Source organism: Caballeronia sp. (genome assembly GCF_028292365.1).
Taxonomy (GTDB): Bacteria; Pseudomonadota; Gammaproteobacteria; order Burkholderiales; family Burkholderiaceae; genus Caballeronia.
This window is the reverse complement of record NZ_JAQGMM010000015.1, coordinates 1-18,855: the sequence shown is the minus strand read 5'-3', so window position 1 is coordinate 18,855 and position 18,855 is coordinate 1. Positions and strand designations below refer to the sequence as shown.

The window sequence follows — 18,855 nt, the reverse complement described above, 5'->3', positions numbered from 1 at the left end:
GGTTCGGGCACGATCATCGGCGGGCTGATTGGCGCGGCAGTCCTCGGGATCCTCAACGACGGTTTTACGCTCATCGGCATCAACGCGTTCACCTTCAACATGATTCTCGGCGCGGCCATCCTGGCGGCCATGATCTTCAACATCCACGTCGTCCGTCTCGCTCGCAAGGGAGACCTCTGATGGCCGACGTATCGGCGACCGCGCCGACGGGAACGACGGGCACGGCCGCGTTGCGGGGCGAAGATATTGTCAAACGTTTTGGCGCGGTGACCGCACTCGACGGCGTGTCGCTGACGCTTAGGCAAGGCGAGATATTGGGCGTGCTCGGCGACAACGGCGCGGGCAAGTCGACGCTCATCAAGATCCTTACCGGGTTCCATCAGCAGACGAGTGGCAAGCTGTTTATTGGCGGCGAAGAAACGCTGCTTCGCTCCGTCGATCATGCCCGGTCGCTTGGCATTGAATGCGTCTATCAGGACCTGGCGCTGGCGAATTCGCTCAGCATTTATCACAACATGTTTTTGAATCGGGAGATCGTCAGGCGTGGTCCGTTTCGTCTGTTGAATAACAGTGCCATGCGTAAGCGTGCGGAGGAATGCCTGGAAGAGATCGGCGTGCACGTGCCGTCGGTTGATCTGCCGGTTGAGCAACTTTCGGGCGGGCAGCGACAGGCGATTGCTGTTGCTCGCGCGGTCAATTCGAACGCGAAGATCCTGCTGCTCGACGAACCGCTTGCGGCAATGGGCGCGCGCGAGGCGGGACTGATCATTGACCTGGTCCTGCGGCTGAAGGAAAAGCAAGGGCTCTCTATTGTCATGATCATGCACAACTACGCGCAGACGCTCGATATCGCGGATCGCGTGATGCTCATGCAGCGTGGCCGGGTGACTTACGAGCGGGAAGCAGCCAGCACGTCGGTTGCTGAGTTGATGGATATTGTGCGGCGCGAATACCGGTCCATGCGAACGGGCGTGAGTTAGCGCCGGCAGATTCCCGTTCGATCAATAAGACGACCGTAGAGTTCCGTTTGTAGAGCTCCGGACGCGGCCAAATTGCACAACTACCGTCCGAGCGCTGCTTGCAACGCGACAAGGAACCGGAGGTAGGCCGTCGCCCCCGGATCCGCGTGCCCCACGCTGCGTTCCTGCACCCACGCAGCACGCCCCTTTTGCGATTGCAGTCCGGCAGTTTCTTCGATTTGCTCCTGAGCCTTCGCGATCATCGCCGCAAGCATTTCAACGCCCGTGCCGGTCGACGACTCGAGTGCGTCAAGGCTTGGGATCAACGCATCGAGAACGGTCTTGTCGCCGACCTTGCTTTTGCCGCGTTCGGCGATCCGCCCCGCTACCGCGCGCCCAATCTCCAACGCCTCCGCCTTTCCAACCGATGTCTTCCCTGCCATTACCTTCGATGCCGCCAGCAAACCGCCGCCTGTCAACGCCGCAAAGGTGGACGGGTTCGCGGTAGAAAACGCCTTTCCGGCGCTGAGCAGAACATCAGCCACGGTCGCGTCCTCCGGCAAACCATCCAGCGCTTTCATGACGGCTGCAGAGCCGGCTGACACGGTTATGCCCAAGTCGCCGTCGCCCAGCGCAGCGTCGAGATCGCGTAGCTCATCGGCGTGTGCAGGCAGCGCGCTCAAGCTACGCTTGAGCACGTCCCGGAGTTCCTTGCAAGTAACACTCATCGCATGTTCTCCTGATTAATTCAGCGCCCGGTCATTCACGAAAGAACGGCGAACGAGCCGGTGCTGCGAGTAGCGCTTCCAGTTCGTCGTCGACGTGCATCACCGTGATCGATGCCCCTGCCATTTCCAGGCTCGTCACATACTCGCCCACATATGACCGCGCGATAGTCAGCCCCTGGTCCGCGAGCATGCCGGCCGCTCGCCGATACAACACATAAAGCTCTTCCAGCGGAGTCGCGCCCAGCCCGTTCACAAGGATGGCGACGCGCGAGCCCTTTGGCAACGCGAGATCGCGAAGGATCGCGCCGGTGAGCCGGTCGGCAATTTCATCGGCCGTTTCCAGCTTGCCGCGATGCGACCCCGGCTCGCCATGAATGCCGATACCAATCTCCATCTCACCGTCGGGCAGCGTGAACGTGGGCTTGCCGGCGGCGGGCAGAATAGTCGGCGACAACCCGACGCCCATCGTGCGGCTCCGGCTATTCGCCTTGCCGGCGATGCGCGCGACTTCGTCCAGCGAATCGCCCCGCTCTGCCGCTGCGCCCGCGCACTTGAACGCGAACACCATGCCGGCCACGCCGCGCCTGTCCGCGCTTCGTTCAGCCGGGGCAGACGCCACGTCATCAGTCAGGACTACAGTCTTGATATCGATGCCCTCGAGCTCTGCCATGTCGGATGCAAGGTCGAAATTGAAGACATCGCCGCCGTAGTTGCCATACACATACAGCACGCCCGCGCCGCCATTCACTGCCTTGGTGGCCTCGAAGATCTGCTCGGACGACGGCGATGAGAACACATTGCCAACGGCCACACCGCCGCACAGGCCCTCGCCTACATACCCCAGAAAGCCCGGCATATGCCCGGAGCCGCCGCCGGTCACAATACCGACGCGGCCTTGCTTGGGCGCGTCAGCGCGCACCAGCGCGCGACGGTCCTCGGTGGCCGCCTTGATCCATCCGGGATGCGCGAGCAGCAATGCATCGATCACTTCATCGACAAAATTCTCGGGCTGATTGATGATTTTTTTCATGGATATTGTCTCCTTGAGGCGCGGTTTTTTCCGGTCGATCCGGCGATGGTTTCATCTGGGCGTTTCATCTGGCCGCGCGGGGTTTCAGTCGTCATTATTTAACGGCTTGAATTCAAAGCTTGCGCCGTTGGCTGACGGCGTCGAGCAGCACCGCCGCGAAGATCACGCCACCCTGAATGAATTGCGTCCAGAACGGGTTCACGCCAAGCAGCGACAAACCAACGTTGATCACGCCGATCAGCACCACGCCAATGAACGTCCCGACAATCGAACCACGACCGCCGGCAAGCGATGTGCCGCCAATCACAACCCCGGCAATCACCTGCAGTTCCAGGCCATTTGCGGCCGATGGCAACGCCGAGTTGAGCCGTCCCGCGAGCACGATGCCTGCCACCGCCGCCGTTGCGCCAGCCAGCGTGTAGGTAAGGAAGATCACGCGGTTCACGGGGATACCCGCAAGCCGGGCCGCCTCCTTGTTGCCGCCGACCGCGAACACCTGATGCCCGAAAGTGGTCTTGCGCAGCAGCACATGACCGATCACGAACACCACTAGCATCACAATCATGGGTGCGGGCAAGCCGGCCAGCGTCTTCGCACCGAACGCAGTGAACGCGTTGGGGAAATCGAACTTGGTCCGGCCATCGGAGATCGCGAGCGTGAGTCCGCGCGCCATGGCCATCATCGCCAGCGTCACGATGAACGGCACCAGCCTGAGCCACGCGACCGACAAACCATTCAGGGCGCCAACCAGCGCACCCACCGCCAACGCCACGCCCAGCCCCGCGATGCCGAGCGCCACGTTGTCGGGGCTCGACCCCGCCATCACGGTCGCCGCGACCATGCCGCTCAGCGCGACCAGTGAGCCGACCGACAGGTCGATGCCCGACGTGATGATCACGAAGGTGCCGCCGACCGCCGCAATGCCCACCACGGACACTTGCACCATGATGTTGGTGAGCGTGCTGGTGGTCAGGAACTCGGGCGAAGCAATCGACAAGCCGATGCAGATCAGGATCAACGCTGCCAGCAGCGGGCCGAGACCCGTCCGCAATTGCCGGATGATGCGGCGGGAGAGCGCCTCCGAATCCGCCTGATTCGCTGCCGTGGAAGTCATGCCCCTACTCCTGTTGTAGCCCACTGAATAACCGTTTCTGAATCCGCCTGATCGCGGGGAATTTCGGTGACGATATTGCCCCGGTACATGACCAGGACCCGATCCGACATGCCCAGCAGTTCCGGCAATTCCGAACTGACCATGATGACGGCCGCGCCCGCACGCGCCATCGAAACCATATGCGCGTAGATCTCGGTCTTCGCGCCCACATCGATACCGCGCGTGGGTTCATCCAGCATGATCACCGCCGGCTGCGTAGCCGTCGCGCGGCCGAGGATGACCTTCTGTTGATTGCCGCCCGACAAATTGCCGGTGATCTGCAAGACCGACGACGCGCGCACACCAAAACGCGCGCTTGCTTCCTGCGCGAGCTTGCGCTTTTTCGCATTGCTGACGAAGCCGCCCGTGGCGAGTGCGAGCAAACTGGACAGCGCGACGTTTTCTTCGATGCTTGCTTCGAGTACGAGCCCTTCAAGCTTGCGATCCTCGGACGTGTATACGAGTCCGTTTCGAACGCCTTCCGCAGGCGATCCGATGGAAACTTTCTGACCCCGTATCAGCACTTCGCCGCCGCTTAGCGGCAGTGCGCCGAAGATCGTCTTGAGCAGCTCGGTGCGCCCCGCTCCGGCAATGCCGGCAATCCCCACGATCTCGCCTGCGCGTACGCTAAAACTGGCGTTACGCAGCACCGGCGCACTGGCGAGATTGCGGACCTCCAGCATGACCGGACCATAGTCGCGCGGCTCCCACGGATAGAACGAATCCAGGTTTCGCGCGACCATGGCCTGCACCAGATCCTGCTCGGTCCACTTCGCCATGGGACGTGCGCCAACGGTCGCGCCGTCGCGCATGACAACGGCCGAATCCGCCAGCTCGAACACCTCTTCAAGATGATGCGAGATAAAGATGATGCCCATGCCGGCCGCACGCAAACGCCGGACCACGGCATAGAGATTGGCGATGTCCTCGCGCTGCAGCGCGGCAGTGGGCTCGTCCATGACGAGAATGCGTGCGTCGCGCGCCAGCGCCTTTGCAACCTCGACAAGCTGGCGTTTATTCAAAGGCAGGTCGCCCAGGCGCATGGATGGCGAGACGCCTTCGAGACCCACTTGAGCAAGCGCTGTGCGGGCCAGTTCGTTGGCTTTTTTACGCAGCACCAGACCGCTGCGCGACGGCATCCGGCCAAGAAACAGGTTCTCGGCAACCGTCATGTCGTTGACCAGCGAAAGCTCTTGATAGATCACGGCCACGCCGGCGTCGATAGCTGCATGCGTACCGCGTGCGAGAGGCCGCCCGTCGATCTCGATCGTGCCTTCGTCCGGCTCGTAGGCGCCCGAAAGCGTCTTGATCAACGACGACTTCCCCGCACCGTTCTCACCAACAATAGCCATGACGTGGCCAGCCTGCAATTCAAGGCTGACCCCTCGCAGCGCCTTGACGCCGGGAAAGCTCTTGACGATACCTTCCATGCGCAACAGTGGCGCCGCAACGGCCGTGCTGCCCGCGTTGGCGGCCACATGGCGCGGGTCGCCAGCGCTTACTTCCAAACCCCTCTCACTGTTCATGTTCGGGTCTCACTGAATATCACTGAATGTCACTCGATATCACGTGCACATTCACATGCGAGTGCGCGCTCCCCATTGTGCAGGAGCGCGCGTGAGCAGCTTATTGACTGACCTGCTCGGACCAGAGGCCGTATTTCTTGGTCTCATCGGAGTCGATATTGCTCTTGTCGATCAGCAACGTCGGCCAAGCATAGTTCGCCGGGACCGGCTTCTTTGCGCTGTAATCCGCGATGAAGCTCAGCGCCTTCGCCGCCATCTCGATCGGGTTCTGCGAAATGGTCGCATCTTGCTTGCCCGCACGAATGGCAGAAAGCGCCTGTGCCGTGCCGTCTGCGCCAATGATCATGATGTGCTCCTTGTCACCGAGGGGCTTATAACGCCCGGCGTTGTCGATCGCCTTCTCCGCACCCACGGTATTGTCGTCGTTCGCACCGAACACGGCATCGATCTGCGGGTACTTTTGCAGGATGTTCGTCATCGCGTTAAGCGACTTCTCCTGATCGAATGCACCTTCCTGGCGGGCAACCACCTTGATGTCCGGATACTTGGCGATCGCATCGCTGAAGCCCTTTTCGCGGTCGGTGGCCGCCGTCGTGCCGACCAGTCCGATCAGGTCGACCACATTACCCTTCGCTGAGCCGTAGCGCTTCGTCAACTGGTCGGCGATCCACTTCGCCCCGGTTGCACCCAGCGCCACATTGTCCGACGCCACGAAGGACGTCACCTTGCCGCCGTCCGAGCCACGGTCCAGCGTGAACACGGGTATGCCCATGGCGTTGGCTTTCTCGACAGCGGGGATGATCGCCTTCGAATCGATCGGGTTAAGGACCAGTGCTGTGACGCCCTGGCTTAGCAAGTTGATGGCGTCATTGACCTGTTGCTGCGCGTCGCCATTGGCATTCGTCTGGACGAGATCGAATCCTTGCGACTTGGCGCCCTTCTCGACCCCTGCTTTCAAACCGACGAAAAACGCGTTGTTCAGCGTGGAGACAGAAAAACCGACCTTGACCTTGCCGCCGCCCGCACTCGCTGCGGGTGCGGGCGCGGCTGCGGCACTGGCCGCGGCGCTCGCTCCCGCATCAGTCGATGCCGTTGTCGACGACTCATTCTTCGAGCAACCGCTTAGCGCCGCAGCCGCACAAAACACCAATGCTCCCGTCGATGCGCCGACCTTCGTCCATCTGTCGAACCTTTCTGAATTCCAAGCCATAACCGTCTCCGTTGTGTAAGTTTTAAAAGCAGGTTGAGATTCCCTTGCATCTTCTTTCACTTCGATCGACAAGTTTCCAGCTGATGGGACGAGCCAGAACTCAACGATATTCAGTCCAGCGAAATACAGGCTTTCATGGTCGAATGCTATCCTCGCAATCTGCGGCGCGCCATCCCCAAATCCGAAAGGACCCGTTGCAAAATTGGAGCACGTCCGTCCCATCAAACCTTCTTGCGCAAACCATATCCCTTGAATTTCTCGATGACCTCGTTGATTGCTTCATCGGACAAGACCGGCGGCGTCCCGATCTGACAAGCCAGCAGATACTGCTGCGCGAGGACTTCCACTTCGTTGGCCAGCCATAACGCACGAGCAAGGTCATGTCCAACAGCAATTACGCCGTGATGAGCAAGCAGACACGCCGTACGGTCTTTCAAAGCGGCAATAGCGTGCTCTGATAACTCCTGACTCCCGAAGGTCGCATACGGCGCACAACGAATGGAGTTGCCGCCCGCGACCGCCACCATGTAGTGATGCGCAGGGATATCCCTGCTATGAATAGCCAGCGCAGTCGCCGCATTCGAATGGGTATGCACCACCGCGTTGATCTCAGGCCGTGAACGCAGGATGTCGCGATGAAACCGCCATTCCGTCGATGGCCGGCTTTGCTCGAACACCGCAGCGTCATCGGCCACATCCAGCGGCAACCAGACGATGTCCTGCGTTCGCAACTCGGCATAAGGAACACCGCTTGGCGTAATCAGCAAACCATCCTGCCAGCGCGCGCTAATGTTGCCGGAGGTCCCCTGGTTTATCCCAAGGCGCTCCATCTCGAGGGCGGTCTCGATTACCTCTCGGCGCAGTGTGGTCTCGGCAACCGGTATGCTGTTCACAACGCACCCCCACTCGATGAAAACAGCGCGGCGAAGTTTTTATCGAAGGGCTGTTTCACAATCCCGCGCTCGGTAATGAAGCCGGTCACGAGATCATGAGGCGTGACATCGAAGGCCGGATTGCGCACTTTGATATCGACAGGCGCAGTGGCCTGACCCGCCAGATGTGTCACCTCATGGTCCTGCCGCTCTTCAATCACGATGTCCGACCCGTTCGCCGTCAGCAGGTCAAGCGTTGACGACGGACATGCAACGTAGAACGGTATGCCGAAATGACGCGCGGCAATCGCTACGCTCAACGTGCCAATCTTATTGGCAAAGTCACCGTTAGCCGCCACCCGATCCGTGCCGACAATCACCAGGTTCACCAAGCCCTGCGACATGATGGAAGCCGCCATGCTGTCGGTGATCAGCGTTACGTCTACTCCGGCTCTTTGCAGTTCAAAGGCCGTCAGACGTGAGCCTTGCAGCAACGGACGGGTTTCATCGGCGAAGACACGGAAGGACATGCCTTGCTGATGAGCCATGTAAATCGGCGCAGTCGCCGTGCCTATACCCGTTGTCGCCAACGCGCCTGCATTGCAATGGGTCAGCACACCGCAGCCGGGCGTGATCAGGGATACCCCATGCTCACCGATGCCGGCGCAGAGTGCCTGATCCTCGGCGTGAATCTTCGTGGCCTCCTCAACCAGCACCTTGTACACAGTGCCTGAGTCTTGCGACGCCGAGCGTTGCGCAGCGGCCAGCATGCGCTTGAGGCTCCAACTCAGGTTCACGGCCGTCGGCCTCGCCGAATCCAGGAAGCTGGCTTGCTGCACCAGTTGTGACTGAAAGTCCTCAATGGAGAGATGCTGTAGCGGTTGCATCGCCACACACAACCCATACGCCGCCGCCACCCCGATCGCCGGTGCGCCGCGCACCCGCAACTCGTGAATCCAGCGCCATACGTCCTCTACTCCGCTAACTCGCTCAACCACAACAGCTTGCGGCAATCGCGTCTGGTCCAGGAGATACAAACTTTCCTGTTGCCAGGCAAGCGTCGCGGGAAGGGCTTCTGAAGGCGCCAGCAAAACCATGAGTTCTCCAGATTGAATATATTGTCCTGAGCTGGGTTTCATCAAGACGTTCGCTGGTTTGACCAGCATCGGTTGCGGTTAGCGGGCTCACACAGGTTCACGCTCATTCTTCACGCTCATTCGTCGCTTTGCGATCGGACGGTCCTGGCGTGAGCCAGGACCTCGTCGATACCGTCGAACTGCTGGCGTTGTACAAGCAACGCTTCCGCAAACCGCAGACAACGGACTTCAATTTTTGCGCGTGCTGCTTCGTCGGGGATGCTCGTGATTTCCGCGACCTTCGCCATTCCTACAATCCGGCGAATCATCTTGCAGCCGGCGAATCCGAGTGTGTCCGCGAAAAGCTTTCGCATGAAATGGGTTCGGAATGCTTCCGAGCACGCTTCGTCAGGATCTTCGCCAATGAAGTGCTGTCTGCTGCGGCGCTCGTGATCCCGCCAGAGATTCAGGAACTTGGTCGAGAAGCCGTTCCAGATCTGGGCGGCTTGCTCAAGCAGCCATTTTTGATAGTGCTCGGGATCTTTACCCCCTACGCAGCCGTGCCAGTCGCGAGAGAAGTACGCCAACCAGAGATTGGCCAGAATCGCGCCGACATCGAAACCCATGGGACCGTAGAAAGCGAACTCCGGATCTATAACGAAGGTCTCGTCCTGATTGATCATGATCGATCCGGTATGCAGGTCACCATGCAGCAAACTCTCGGCACGCGTCATGAATGCCCATTTCATTTCCCCAACAGCAATGCGCAACGCCGTTGACGTTCTGAGCCGTTCTACCGCGGAGCGAGGCAAGGCCGGGCTGTAAATGTTTGAAGGATGATCCTCGAACGGATATGTAAAAACGAGGTCCTCTGTGATCTTGCAAAGCTCGCTATTGACCGCCGCCGCAACGGCCTCCTTCTTCACGCGCGGCGCCAGAAACAGATCCGAACAAAAGAACAGCGTATGCGCCAGATAGGTGGAAAGATGATCGCCAAGCTTTGGATAAACCGTGCCCTCGATCAAGCCTTGTCGCAGGATCTTGTGCGAGGACAAACGCTGCATGACCATCAGAAACAGCTCACTGTCCGCGTGATAAACCTCGGGCACGTGTTGCGGACACAGCGCACCGAACCGTCGCAGCGCCGCGACCTCATGCTCCATGCGTTGACGCGTCAGCGGCCAGCTCGTTCCCACCAGACGCAGAAAAGGCGGTGCTTGTTTGACGACCACGCTTTTCTCGGGCGCACGAGCATTACTGACGAAATAAACGAAATTCAGATTACCGTCGCCGACTTCGACTACGTCCAGTTCGCTCGTATTGCCGAGCATCGCGCGCACCACCGGAACGCCACTAAGGTAAGCCGTCAACTGAGCAGAATTCAACGCTTCAAATTCCATCGATTCCTCCTTCACAGACTTCCTCGGGCTTGACTTCGCGTGGTATGCCTAGTGGTAGCTTCAGTGGCGCTTGCGCACCAGATCGAACTTGAAGATGCTGGTGTTGTAGTAGTCGTTGCTGTAACAAATGGGTTTGCCGGTATCGTCGAAATCGACTTCATCCAGCAGCAGGAATAGACCCACCCCTTCCCGCAACTCGGGCAAATCCCTCGAGGTCAGGATTGTCGGTTGAATAGAACTATGCGTATGCGACAGACGGACCCCGGTGCGCTCGAACATCGCGAACAAGGACTCGCCCATATCGCCATCGGCTCTGTCGTATAAGGCTTTCGGCACGATGTCGATGCAATAGGCTGCAATGGCGTCATCGGCCCACCGTACCCGCTCGATTCGTACACACGGGTCGCCTTCTTGCAACGCCAGTTTTTGCGCCAGATTTTCCGAAGCGGCGATGGGCTTTATCTGCAAACGGCTGGTCGATGGAACCGCCCCGACACTCTTGATCATGTCAGTCACGGACATCAGATCATCCAGACCGCCTTCCAGCTTTAACGAAATTTGTCTGATGAACGTGCCTCGTCCCTGAATACGCGATAAAAGCCCGTGTGAAATCATCTGCGCCACGGCTTCGCGCAAACTGGAACGACCTACGCCAAGTTGCTCGCACAACTCTATTTCAGTGGGTATTTGATCGCCTGGCTTCAGGGCCCTTTCACGAATCATGGCGCGCAAGGATTCCTGTATTTTCTCGCTCATCGATCGCTCTACACTAAGGCGCATGATTCGTTTTTTTGCGTTGGTTTAACGCAAGATACATCAGACGTCTGATGTTTTCTTCAGGACTTACCCTGATTTTCGGGGAGTGATTTGGGGCCTTAAGACGAGCGGATATGTCCACGAGGGCATTCCGACTACGAAGTCGATCTCTGCGACCCGACCGAAAAAAGCTGCTCGTATTCAGCTATCGCGCTTAACCGAAACGGCGGTCAACCATGACGTTGCGGCATCTGCGCGTCGCCTTCCGTGGATGACCTATGATTCGGGATTCAAATCTCGCCTGTCGCCCAAGGACTTCACGCCAATGCCCTCCTCAATCCGTAACTCGCTCGCCTGGATCTTCGAAGCATTCGAGAGCGATTCAACCTACATCGCCAAGCGGATGTTCGGCAGCGACGCCGCCTATATCGATGGCCTGTTGTGTCTGGTTGCGGCCGACCGCGACCCGCCGTGGAACGGCTTGCTGGTGTGCACATCGCAAGACCGCCACGCTGCTCTCATGGATGAAATGCCCGCACTGCAACCGCATCCGGTGCTGGGTAAATGGCTTTACGTACCGCAAGACGATCCGGCATTTGAAACCATAGCGGAACGGATGACGGCGCTCGTGCTGGCACGCGATCCGCGAGTGGGTGTCGAACCAAAACCCCGCCGGCGTGGCGGCAAATCTACGCCGCCAAAGGGATAAGCACGGGGCACTAGCCTTCTTAAATCGACTTGACTTCGCCTCCGTCCATTCGAATGGCGGAGCCAGTCATCCACCGAGCCGCTGGTGAGACCAGGAATGCCATCAGTTCCGCGATGTCGTCAGGCTCGCCGTACCGTGTGATCCCCACCTCGCCCGGGAACTTGGCGGTTGCCTCCTCGACCGTCATGTTGTGCAGCGGCGCCCAGTGCTCGAGATAAGAGCGCCTGCGCCCTGTCATCACGGGCCCGGGCATCACACTGTTCACCTGTACGCCGTCTGTAATCCCCTTGTCTGAAAACGCCTTCGCGAGCGCAATGATCGCCGCGTTGATTGTGCCGACCGCCGCGTACGGAGCTTTCGGAAAGAGTGCCGAATTCCCTGAGATCAAGACGACAGAACCTTTGGAAGCCATCAGCGCTGGCCAGGCTTCAATGGTCAGGCGACGGGCGCCGTGCAACTTCAGCGCCATGCCTGCATCCCACTGCTCGTCCGTCATCTCTAGCACGTCGATTTGAGGCACAGCGCCCGCAATATTGAGCAACGCGTCGATGCGCCCGAACTTGACGAGTGTTTGTTCTACTACCTTTTTCGCCGACGAGCGGTCGGCCAGGTCCAGGTCAATGACGAGGGGCTCCGCACCGGCCTCCTTGACCGCTGCGGCCGTTTCTTCAAGCTTCGCGCGATTGCGCGCAACCAGTACGATCGACGCAAAATCTCGCGCGAGACGTACTGCAGTGGAGAAGCCGATGCCCTGGCTGGCTCCCGTAACAACAGCGACTTTGTTTGACATGTCAATTCTCCTAAGTTATTGAACGCTCCAACGTTCAGTCTTGAACGACTACGCTCCCGCAAGAACCTAGTTCATGGAGAAAGGAATTCGCCGATCGCCGCGGCAATCTCCGTTGCATGCGTTTCCAGGGCGAAGTGACCCGTATCGTAGAAGCGGATATCGGCGTCGGGGATATCTCGCTTGAACGCCTCTGCGCCCGGCGGAAGGAAGAACGGGTCGTGCTTTCCCCATACCGCGAGAAGCCGCGGCTTGTGCTTGCGGAAGTACTCCTGGAACGCTGGGTAAAGAGCAACGTTGCTCTTGTAGTCACCGAACAAATCGAGTTGAACCTCATCGGCTCCAGGGCGCGCCATGTAGAAGCTATCCAGCGCGCTACCGTCCGGCGAGACCGCAGCCTCATCGGATACGCCATGGGTGTACTGCCAGCGTGTTGTCTCCGGGGAGAGGAAGCCCCGAAGCGCTTCGCGATTCTTCTCGGACGCGTCCTGCCAATACGCACGGATAGGGTTCCATCCGTCGCTCAGGCCTTCCTCGTAGGCGTTGCCGTTCTGGGAAATGATCGCGGTGATGCGCTCGGGATGCTTGGCCGCAATCCGCAAACCCGTCGGGGCGCCGTAGTCGAACACATAGACCGCAAAGCGATCGAATCCGACCACTTCCGTAAAACGATCGATGACGTTGGCGATGTTGTCGAAGTTGTACTTGAACTGCTCGCGAGGCGGCATGTCGGACAGGCCGAACCCAGGCAGATCCGGCGCAATAATGTGGAAGCGATCGGCCAGCAGCGGGATCAGGTCCCGGAACATGTGGCTCGAACTGGGAAAGCCATGAAGCAACAGCAGCTTGGGCGCGCCCACGGGCCCTGCTTCACGATAGAAGACATTGAATCCGTCGACATCCGCGGTACGGTACGTGATACCAGTCATGGTGATGCTCCTCGTTGAGTCCTACAGTTGCGCCAGATGCTCTTGGCGATAAAGCGACGACATAAGGACACGAACACCAAACCCTTCGGGCTGAATTCGTCGAGTCCTGTCGAGACAACGAAATTCTCGATCCATCAAACGCGAACTTCACGCACGGCCTGAAGAATCAGGTCAACAACAAAATCCGGCGCCGTGACACTCGGTGTGTGGTCGACCGGATGCATGCTCACCCGCGCCTTCATGCGTTCGGCCATAAAGCGCTGGGTCTCGGCGACAATCATGTGATCCTGCTCGGCCAGCAGATACCAGCTCGGCAGATCCTTCCAAAGCGGGCGTCCGACCGGAACGCTGATACAAGCCGGCGAGATCGGACGCTGAACCGCGGCCAATACCGCCAACTCTTGCGCCGATGCGTTTTGGGCAAAGGCCAACGCAAACGCTTCCTCGGGCAACCAGATCAAGCCGTGGCTATCAGGAGCGAGCTTTGGCGCCGCAGAGTGCGGCTCGTTTCGATAGAACACATCGGCGACCGTTTCCCCCTCTGCCGGGGCAAGCGCGGAGACGTAGACCAGCGCCTTGATCCGGGCATCGCGTGAGGCGCCAATGACCGCGCCAGCGTACGCATGCCCCACCAGCACAACAGGACCGTCGAGCCGCTCCAGGGTCCGGTCAAGTGCCGCAACGTCATCTTCCAAGGTGGTTAATGGCACAGGGACAGTAACCGCATTAATCCCATTTGACCGGAGTCCGATAACCACTTTGCTCCAGCTTGAGCCGTCGGCCCACGCTCCGGGCACCAGCACTACTTTCACATCGCTTTCAGACATTTTTCGCTCCTGTGGTGGGGGGGAAATGTATCTGAAGGCCGGCCTTGGCACAGCAAGCCAACCGTCAGGTGGAGTAACCTTCTTAATGCATGTGAGAAGGTTATTCGACAATGTGATAACCTGTCAACGGTATTTGATAAGGTTATTTTTATTCCCTTGAGGTAGCCCATGTCACAGCAACTTCCCGCGATGTTCATAGCCGATTCGGCCGGCCTGGATTTTTTGAATTCGATAGCCACGCCCGTCGACGTCCCGATCGACTGGATTGACGATGGCGAGGGCCTGCTGGCCTGGCTCGAGCAGTCGAAGCTGGTCCCCACGGAAGTGCTGCGCACGATGCGTGAGCGCGCAATGCCCGGCGAACTCGATCGCCTGGCGGATCAGGCGCGCAGTCTGCGTGAATGGTTCAGGGTGTTCGTCCGTGAGCGCAAGGGCAGAACGGTAGGGGCTGAGGATTTGCGTGAACTGGAGCCTCTGAACCTGCTGCTCGCACGCGATGAAGCCTTTGGGAAAATCGTCGCTCATGAAGATGCGGCGACAGGCGCTCTTACGTTTGAACGCTCGCGGCGTTGGAGTTCACCGGAGTCATTGCTTCAGCCGATTGGGGAAATCCTTGCGAAGCTAGTGTGCGAGGAAGACTTTACCTACGTGAAGGCCTGCGAGGGCCCGACCTGCACGCTGCTGTTCGCCGATCACACTCGGGGGCATGCGCGGCGCTGGTGCAGCATGGCAGCGTGCGGTAACCGGGCGAAGCAAGCGGCGCATCGGAGCCGGATCAAGGGGCAAAGTTGAGATTGACTGCGGAGGTTTGGGCCCGGCTTTTTTCACTATGCCATGGCCTCCATGGTTCGTGGAGAACGGGCTCGGTTTTTATTATTCGGATGCCTAACAACTGCTGAATTGATCGCTTATGAAAAGAGCAACGCGGTTCCGGGACCACCGGCATTTGTCAGCGCTCACAGTCCAGGCACTGCGAATCACGTCTCCTTCGTGCTGACTGATTGCAGCCAATCGACAAACGCTCTCATATGGACTGGCTTGTCCGCATCAAGTGGCACGAGCGCGTAATAGGTTGAACCCGGCGAGAGCAAAGTGGGAAATGGCTTCTGCAACCGGCCGCTCGCGCAATCCGTGTCAAGGGTAGGAAAGGGACCTATGCCAAAACCGAGCCCATCTGCCACAGCCTGCAAGGTCACAAAAAAATGGTCGAAGCGCAAGGTGCGACTGGCCCGAAGCATGGGTTGGCTTGCCGCTTCCACCCAGGCCTCCCAGTCGCCGGGGCGGGTTTCGCTCGACAGCCAGGTCTCCTGAGCAAGCTGCTCGACGGTCCTGATGCCCGAACGGGCGAGCAGCGCCGGACTCGCAATCACGGTGTTCGATTCTCGAAACAGCGGCCACGCCTGAAATTGGCCACCACTCGGTACGTCCCGTCGTATTGCAACGTCGAAACTTCCCCTGAGCGCGGGCTCCGTGGACATCGCGGTTGAAACGCGCACGTCCACCTCCGGGCATGTCTCAACAAACAAAGGTAACCGGGGGATCAGCCAGCGCATCGCGACGGTCGCCGATGCGCTGACCCGGATGACTTTTACATGCCGGTTCTTTCCGTAGCGTTCAGCAGCGTCCGCAATGTGATCGAACGCGGCGCTGATTTCGCGAGCGAGCGCCCGAGCGTGAGGAGACGCCACCATGCTTTGCCCCTCGCGCACAAACAAGGGCTGACCGAGCCAGTCCTCGAGACTCGCGATTTGCCGGCTGACTGCCCCGTGCGTCAGGTTCAATTCCCGGGCCGCGGCCGAATAACTCCCCGCACGGGCTGCAATTTCGAATATGCGCAACGCGTTAAGCGGCGGAAGCTTTTGTCTCATATGTGAGTTTTACGCACGGGTACGGCTAGTTATTAGCGATTGTGTGAGCAAGCTACTCATCATACGCTGGCACCAAGCTCAACGAGAGAGGTGATCCATGACTGAACTTATCAACGTTAATTCCCGATCCTATCGGCTGCCATCGGCTCCAACGATTGTTGTCTGCGTCGACGGATGCGAACAGGAATACATCAATCAGGCCATCCAGGCCGGAAAGGCTCCGTTCCTCGCGGAGTTGTCCGCGTTTGGCACGGTGCTAGCCGGAGACTGCGTGGTTCCGTCGTTCACCAACCCGAACAATCTGTCGATAGTGACTGGCGCACCGCCATCCGTTCACGGCATCTGCGGGAACTTCTTTTTTGATCAGGAAGCGAAAGAGGAAGTTCTGATGAACGATGCGAAGTACCTTCGCGCGCCCACTATTCTTGCCGAGATGGCTCGGGCCGGCCGGAGCGTTGCGGTGGTGACAGCAAAGGACAAGCTGCGCAGCCTGCTCGGCCATCAGCTGAAAGGGATCTGCTTTTCCGCTGAAAAAGCCGACGGGGTGAGCCGCGGAGAACATGGTATTGAGGACATCGTGGCAAGAATCGGCATGCCGGTGCCGCCGGTGTATAGCGCGGAGCTTTCGGAATTCGTTTTTGCCGCGGGACTGTCGTTGCTGACTAATGAGCGCCCCGATCTGATGTACTTGTCGACGACCGACTATGTACAACACAAGTACGCACCAGGCACACCGGAAGCCAATGCGTTCTACTCGATGATGGATGGTTACTTCAAGCGTTATCACGAGGAAGGCGCAGTATTGGCAATTACGGCCGACCACGGGATGAATGCCAAGACCGATGCAATAGGCCGCCCAAACATCGTATTTTTGCAAGACCTTCTGGACGCCCGATACGGAGCGCAGTTCGCGCGCGTAATCCTGCCAATCACGGACCCCTACGTGGTGCACCATGGCGCGCTCGGATCTTATGCGACGATTTATCTGCACGATGTAGAGCGCCGCCGCGAGGTCACGGATTTTCTCGCCGGCACTACGGGTGTCGAGGCGGTCTTTACGCGTTCGCAAGCGAGCCAAAAGTTTGAGGTGCCTGAAGATCGTATTGGCGATCTCGTGGTACTCGGAGAACGTCTGACGGTGCTCGGCAGCGCTGCCGACAAACATGACTTGTCCGGGTTGACCGTGCCGTTGCGTTCACACGGCGGGATGTCCGAGCAAAAAGTGCCGCTCATTTTCAACCGCAAGGTGATTGACCTGAATGGCGCCCGTCGTCTGCGCAATTTTGACGTTATCGATATCGCGCTCAACCACCTCGGTCAATAAAGTAACCAGCCAGCGCAGCGAAGACTGCGCGCCGCACGGAGACAGACATGCCCTCAGATACGCCCTCAGACTCACCCAGTACTTTGCAATGCCAACCAATATCTAAACCCGCCTCTTTTGGCCAGTACAAATGGCGCGCGCTCATAGGCGTGACGTTCTGCTATCTCTTCTATTACACCGGACGCCAGACTCTGGGTTTTGCAGTCTCCGGCATTCAGCATGACTACGGCTTGTCGAAATACGAGATTGGCTGGATCAGCGCGACCATGTTGTGGTGTTATGCAGGCGGCCAATTCATTAACGGCAATCTGGGCGATAAACTCGGTGGCAAGGCAATGATGATTGCCGGTGCAGTGCTCTCGCTGGCGGCGAACTGGGTCTTCAGCTTCGGCCACACATTCTGGTTTTTTCTACTTGCATGGGGCGCGAACGGCTACTTTCAGTCGATGGGTTTCGCGCCAGGCAGCCGCTTGCTGTCGAACTGGTGGGATCACAGACATCGCGGCTTTGTGTACGGCGTCTACATCGGGTTTTCCGGATTTTCTTCCGTGCTCGCTTACGTTTTCCCCGTTCTCATTCTCGGCACGATGCATCTCGGCTGGATCTGGATTTTCAGACTGGCGCCTCTGTCAATGCTGCTCGGCGCACTGGTCTTGCTGCTTTTTGTATCGGAGCGTCCCGAAGACAAGCGTCTGCATCCCGTTGAACCCGCGGGTGGCACCGCGCCGCCGGCAGTGCAAGATGATTGGACCAGCGCACAGCGCTATTCACTCGTGCTGCGAAACTGGAAGCTTTACATCACCGGCCTGGCTATCGGCTTTCAGAACGCCGCCCGATACGCTTTAGTTGTCTGGGTGCCGGTACATTTCCTCGGCATGGACTGGAAGACCTCGTCAGCGCTGATTGATCCGAAGTGGATCACGGTCGCGCTGCCCATAGGGATGGCGCTTGGCTCGCTATCGAACAGCTGGATTTCCGACGTGCTGTTTCAGGGGAGACGCTACGTTGCGATCGTCTGGTACATGGTACTGGCTTCAACAACGGCGATCTTCATGATGTTCGTGCCGCACGCAAGCATGATCGCGATTGCCCTGCTGTTCCTTTGCGGATTTTTTGTCTTCGGCCCGGCGTCATCGTTCTGGGCGCTCTGCCCAGACATCTTTGGACGTCGCGTTGCGGGCACGGCGACTGGGGTGCTCAATACCATGTCCTATATTTTCGCCGGTATTGGCGAGCCGGTCATCGGCCACATGATCGACTCAACGGGTAATACCTCGATCATCTTTCCGATTGTCGCGGGACTATGCGCGGCGAGCGCGGTCATGTCGATGCTGATCAAGCGCTGAATCGGGCCGTCTCATGACGCCAAGCGATGTCGCGTCGGAACGGAAGAGCGGGATCGGTATTGCCCAGGAGTTGCTCGCTCAGCACTATCGTTTATGCGTCGCAGATCAGGGGCGCTTTGCCTCGACGAGCAGGCGCCAGGGCGCCACTATTGCCGTGGAATACGGGCGCTCAAATAGTCCCTTCGTCAAAGGTCAGCTGCGCTCGTTCGATGCTGCCTCCGTGCTTTCCGGCCCACGATATGAGCGCCACAAACGGGTCTTGCAGCGTTCGCCCTAGCGGGGTGATCGAATACTCAACCGCCACTGGCGAGGACGCTATGACGCGGCGGTTGACCAGTCCGTTTCGCTCCAATCG

19 protein-coding genes and 1 pseudogene are annotated in these 18,855 nt (G+C 58.9%); 6 read left to right on the top strand and 14 right to left on the bottom strand.

The window, feature by feature from the left end; translation table 11 throughout:
* Together JWR14_RS00655 and JWR14_RS00650 are read left to right on the top strand one after the other, a co-directional pair.
* Positions 1 to 180 (top strand): annotated as a pseudogene (locus JWR14_RS00655) (ABC transporter permease); the annotation flags it as partial.
* Complete coding sequence (locus tag JWR14_RS00650; RefSeq protein WP_299699567.1) at positions 180 to 980, top strand: ATP-binding cassette domain-containing protein; 801 nt, start codon at positions 180 to 182, stop codon at positions 978 to 980. The pseudogene JWR14_RS00655 and the gene JWR14_RS00650, both read left to right, overlap by 1 nt.
* Positions 981 to 1,060: 80 nt before the next feature.
* On the opposite strand, the gene JWR14_RS00645 is transcribed toward JWR14_RS00650, so the two are convergent.
* The 9 genes from JWR14_RS00645 to JWR14_RS00605 all read right to left on the bottom strand — a co-directional run bounded on the left by JWR14_RS00645 (position 1,061) and on the right by JWR14_RS00605 (position 10,677).
* Positions 1,061 to 1,687, bottom strand: a complete 627-nt coding sequence (locus JWR14_RS00645) for a DAK2 domain-containing protein (protein ID WP_299699564.1) — start codon at positions 1,685 to 1,687, stop codon at positions 1,061 to 1,063.
* Between the two features lie 31 nt (positions 1,688 to 1,718).
* Entirely contained in the window at positions 1,719 to 2,717 is a 999-nt protein-coding gene (locus tag JWR14_RS00640) for a dihydroxyacetone kinase subunit DhaK (RefSeq protein WP_299699561.1), read from the bottom strand.
* A gap of 112 nt (positions 2,718 to 2,829) precedes the next feature.
* The gene (locus tag JWR14_RS00635; RefSeq protein ID WP_299699559.1) at positions 2,830 to 3,831 is read right to left on the bottom strand and encodes an ABC transporter permease; all 1,002 of its coding nucleotides are present in this window, start codon (positions 3,829 to 3,831) and stop codon (positions 2,830 to 2,832) included.
* Complete coding sequence (locus tag JWR14_RS00630; protein ID WP_299699556.1) at positions 3,828 to 5,396, bottom strand: sugar ABC transporter ATP-binding protein; 1,569 nt, start codon at positions 5,394 to 5,396, stop codon at positions 3,828 to 3,830. Before JWR14_RS00630 ends, JWR14_RS00635 begins: the two co-directional genes overlap by 4 nt.
* 100 nt (positions 5,397 to 5,496) lie before the next feature.
* Positions 5,497 to 6,606 carry a sugar ABC transporter substrate-binding protein gene (locus JWR14_RS00625; RefSeq protein ID WP_299699554.1) on the bottom strand — a complete coding sequence of 370 codons (1,110 nt, stop codon included), beginning with the start codon at positions 6,604 to 6,606 and terminating at the stop codon, positions 5,497 to 5,499.
* 221 nt (positions 6,607 to 6,827) lie between these two features.
* A complete protein-coding gene (locus tag JWR14_RS00620; RefSeq protein ID WP_299699552.1) occupies positions 6,828 to 7,499 on the bottom strand; it encodes an L-fuculose-phosphate aldolase in 672 nt (223 codons plus the stop codon).
* Positions 7,496 to 8,575 carry an S-methyl-5-thioribose-1-phosphate isomerase gene (gene mtnA / locus JWR14_RS00615; RefSeq protein WP_299699549.1) on the bottom strand — a complete coding sequence of 360 codons (1,080 nt, stop codon included), beginning with the start codon at positions 8,573 to 8,575 and terminating at the stop codon, positions 7,496 to 7,498. The genes JWR14_RS00620 and mtnA overlap by 4 nt, the downstream gene beginning before the upstream one ends.
* A gap of 116 nt (positions 8,576 to 8,691) precedes the next feature.
* The gene (mtnK, locus tag JWR14_RS00610) at positions 8,692 to 9,954 is read right to left on the bottom strand and encodes an S-methyl-5-thioribose kinase (RefSeq protein WP_299699546.1); all 1,263 of its coding nucleotides are present in this window, start codon (positions 9,952 to 9,954) and stop codon (positions 8,692 to 8,694) included.
* 60 nt (positions 9,955 to 10,014) lie between these two features.
* On the bottom strand, positions 10,015 to 10,677 hold the full coding sequence (locus tag JWR14_RS00605; protein WP_299699570.1) for a GntR family transcriptional regulator: 663 nt from the start codon (positions 10,675 to 10,677) through the stop codon (positions 10,015 to 10,017).
* A gap of 358 nt (positions 10,678 to 11,035) precedes the next feature.
* Between JWR14_RS00605 and JWR14_RS00600 the strand changes: the two genes are divergently transcribed.
* A complete protein-coding gene (locus tag JWR14_RS00600; RefSeq protein ID WP_299699543.1) occupies positions 11,036 to 11,419 on the top strand; it encodes a hypothetical protein in 384 nt (127 codons plus the stop codon).
* A gap of 19 nt (positions 11,420 to 11,438) precedes the next feature.
* Here JWR14_RS00600 and JWR14_RS00595 read toward each other — a convergent pair whose 3' ends face one another.
* The 3 genes from JWR14_RS00595 to JWR14_RS00585 all read right to left on the bottom strand — a co-directional run bounded on the left by JWR14_RS00595 (position 11,439) and on the right by JWR14_RS00585 (position 13,962).
* Positions 11,439 to 12,209 carry an SDR family oxidoreductase gene (locus tag JWR14_RS00595; protein ID WP_299699540.1) on the bottom strand — a complete coding sequence of 257 codons (771 nt, stop codon included), beginning with the start codon at positions 12,207 to 12,209 and terminating at the stop codon, positions 11,439 to 11,441.
* A gap of 71 nt (positions 12,210 to 12,280) precedes the next feature.
* Entirely contained in the window at positions 12,281 to 13,135 is an 855-nt protein-coding gene (locus JWR14_RS00590; protein WP_299699537.1) for an alpha/beta hydrolase, read from the bottom strand.
* A gap of 134 nt (positions 13,136 to 13,269) precedes the next feature.
* Positions 13,270 to 13,962 (bottom strand): alpha/beta hydrolase, encoded by a 693-nt coding sequence (locus JWR14_RS00585; RefSeq protein WP_299699534.1) that lies wholly within the window; start codon positions 13,960 to 13,962, stop codon positions 13,270 to 13,272.
* A gap of 168 nt (positions 13,963 to 14,130) precedes the next feature.
* Between JWR14_RS00585 and JWR14_RS00580 the strand changes: the two genes are divergently transcribed.
* Positions 14,131 to 14,754 carry an ABATE domain-containing protein gene (locus tag JWR14_RS00580; RefSeq protein ID WP_299699531.1) on the top strand — a complete coding sequence of 208 codons (624 nt, stop codon included), beginning with the start codon at positions 14,131 to 14,133 and terminating at the stop codon, positions 14,752 to 14,754.
* A gap of 185 nt (positions 14,755 to 14,939) precedes the next feature.
* Here the strand turns inward: JWR14_RS00580 and JWR14_RS00575 are convergent, their stop codons facing one another.
* Positions 14,940 to 15,830: a LysR substrate-binding domain-containing protein gene (locus tag JWR14_RS00575; RefSeq protein WP_299699528.1), complete on the bottom strand. Its 891-nt coding sequence runs from the start codon at positions 15,828 to 15,830 to the stop codon at positions 14,940 to 14,942.
* Positions 15,831 to 15,927: 97 nt separating this feature from the next.
* On the opposite strand from JWR14_RS00575, the gene phnA reads away from it, so the two are divergent.
* Together phnA and JWR14_RS00565 are read left to right on the top strand one after the other, a co-directional pair.
* Positions 15,928 to 17,154, top strand: coding sequence for a phosphonoacetate hydrolase (gene phnA, locus JWR14_RS00570; protein ID WP_299699525.1), 1,227 nt, complete (start codon positions 15,928 to 15,930; stop codon positions 17,152 to 17,154).
* Positions 17,155 to 17,201: 47 nt separating this feature from the next.
* The gene (locus JWR14_RS00565; protein ID WP_299699522.1) at positions 17,202 to 18,500 is read left to right on the top strand and encodes an MFS transporter; all 1,299 of its coding nucleotides are present in this window, start codon (positions 17,202 to 17,204) and stop codon (positions 18,498 to 18,500) included.
* A gap of 169 nt (positions 18,501 to 18,669) precedes the next feature.
* Here the strand turns inward: JWR14_RS00565 and JWR14_RS00560 are convergent.
* Positions 18,670 to 18,855 (bottom strand): helix-turn-helix domain-containing protein (locus tag JWR14_RS00560; protein WP_299699519.1); only part of this gene is annotated, 186 nt, incomplete at its 5' end.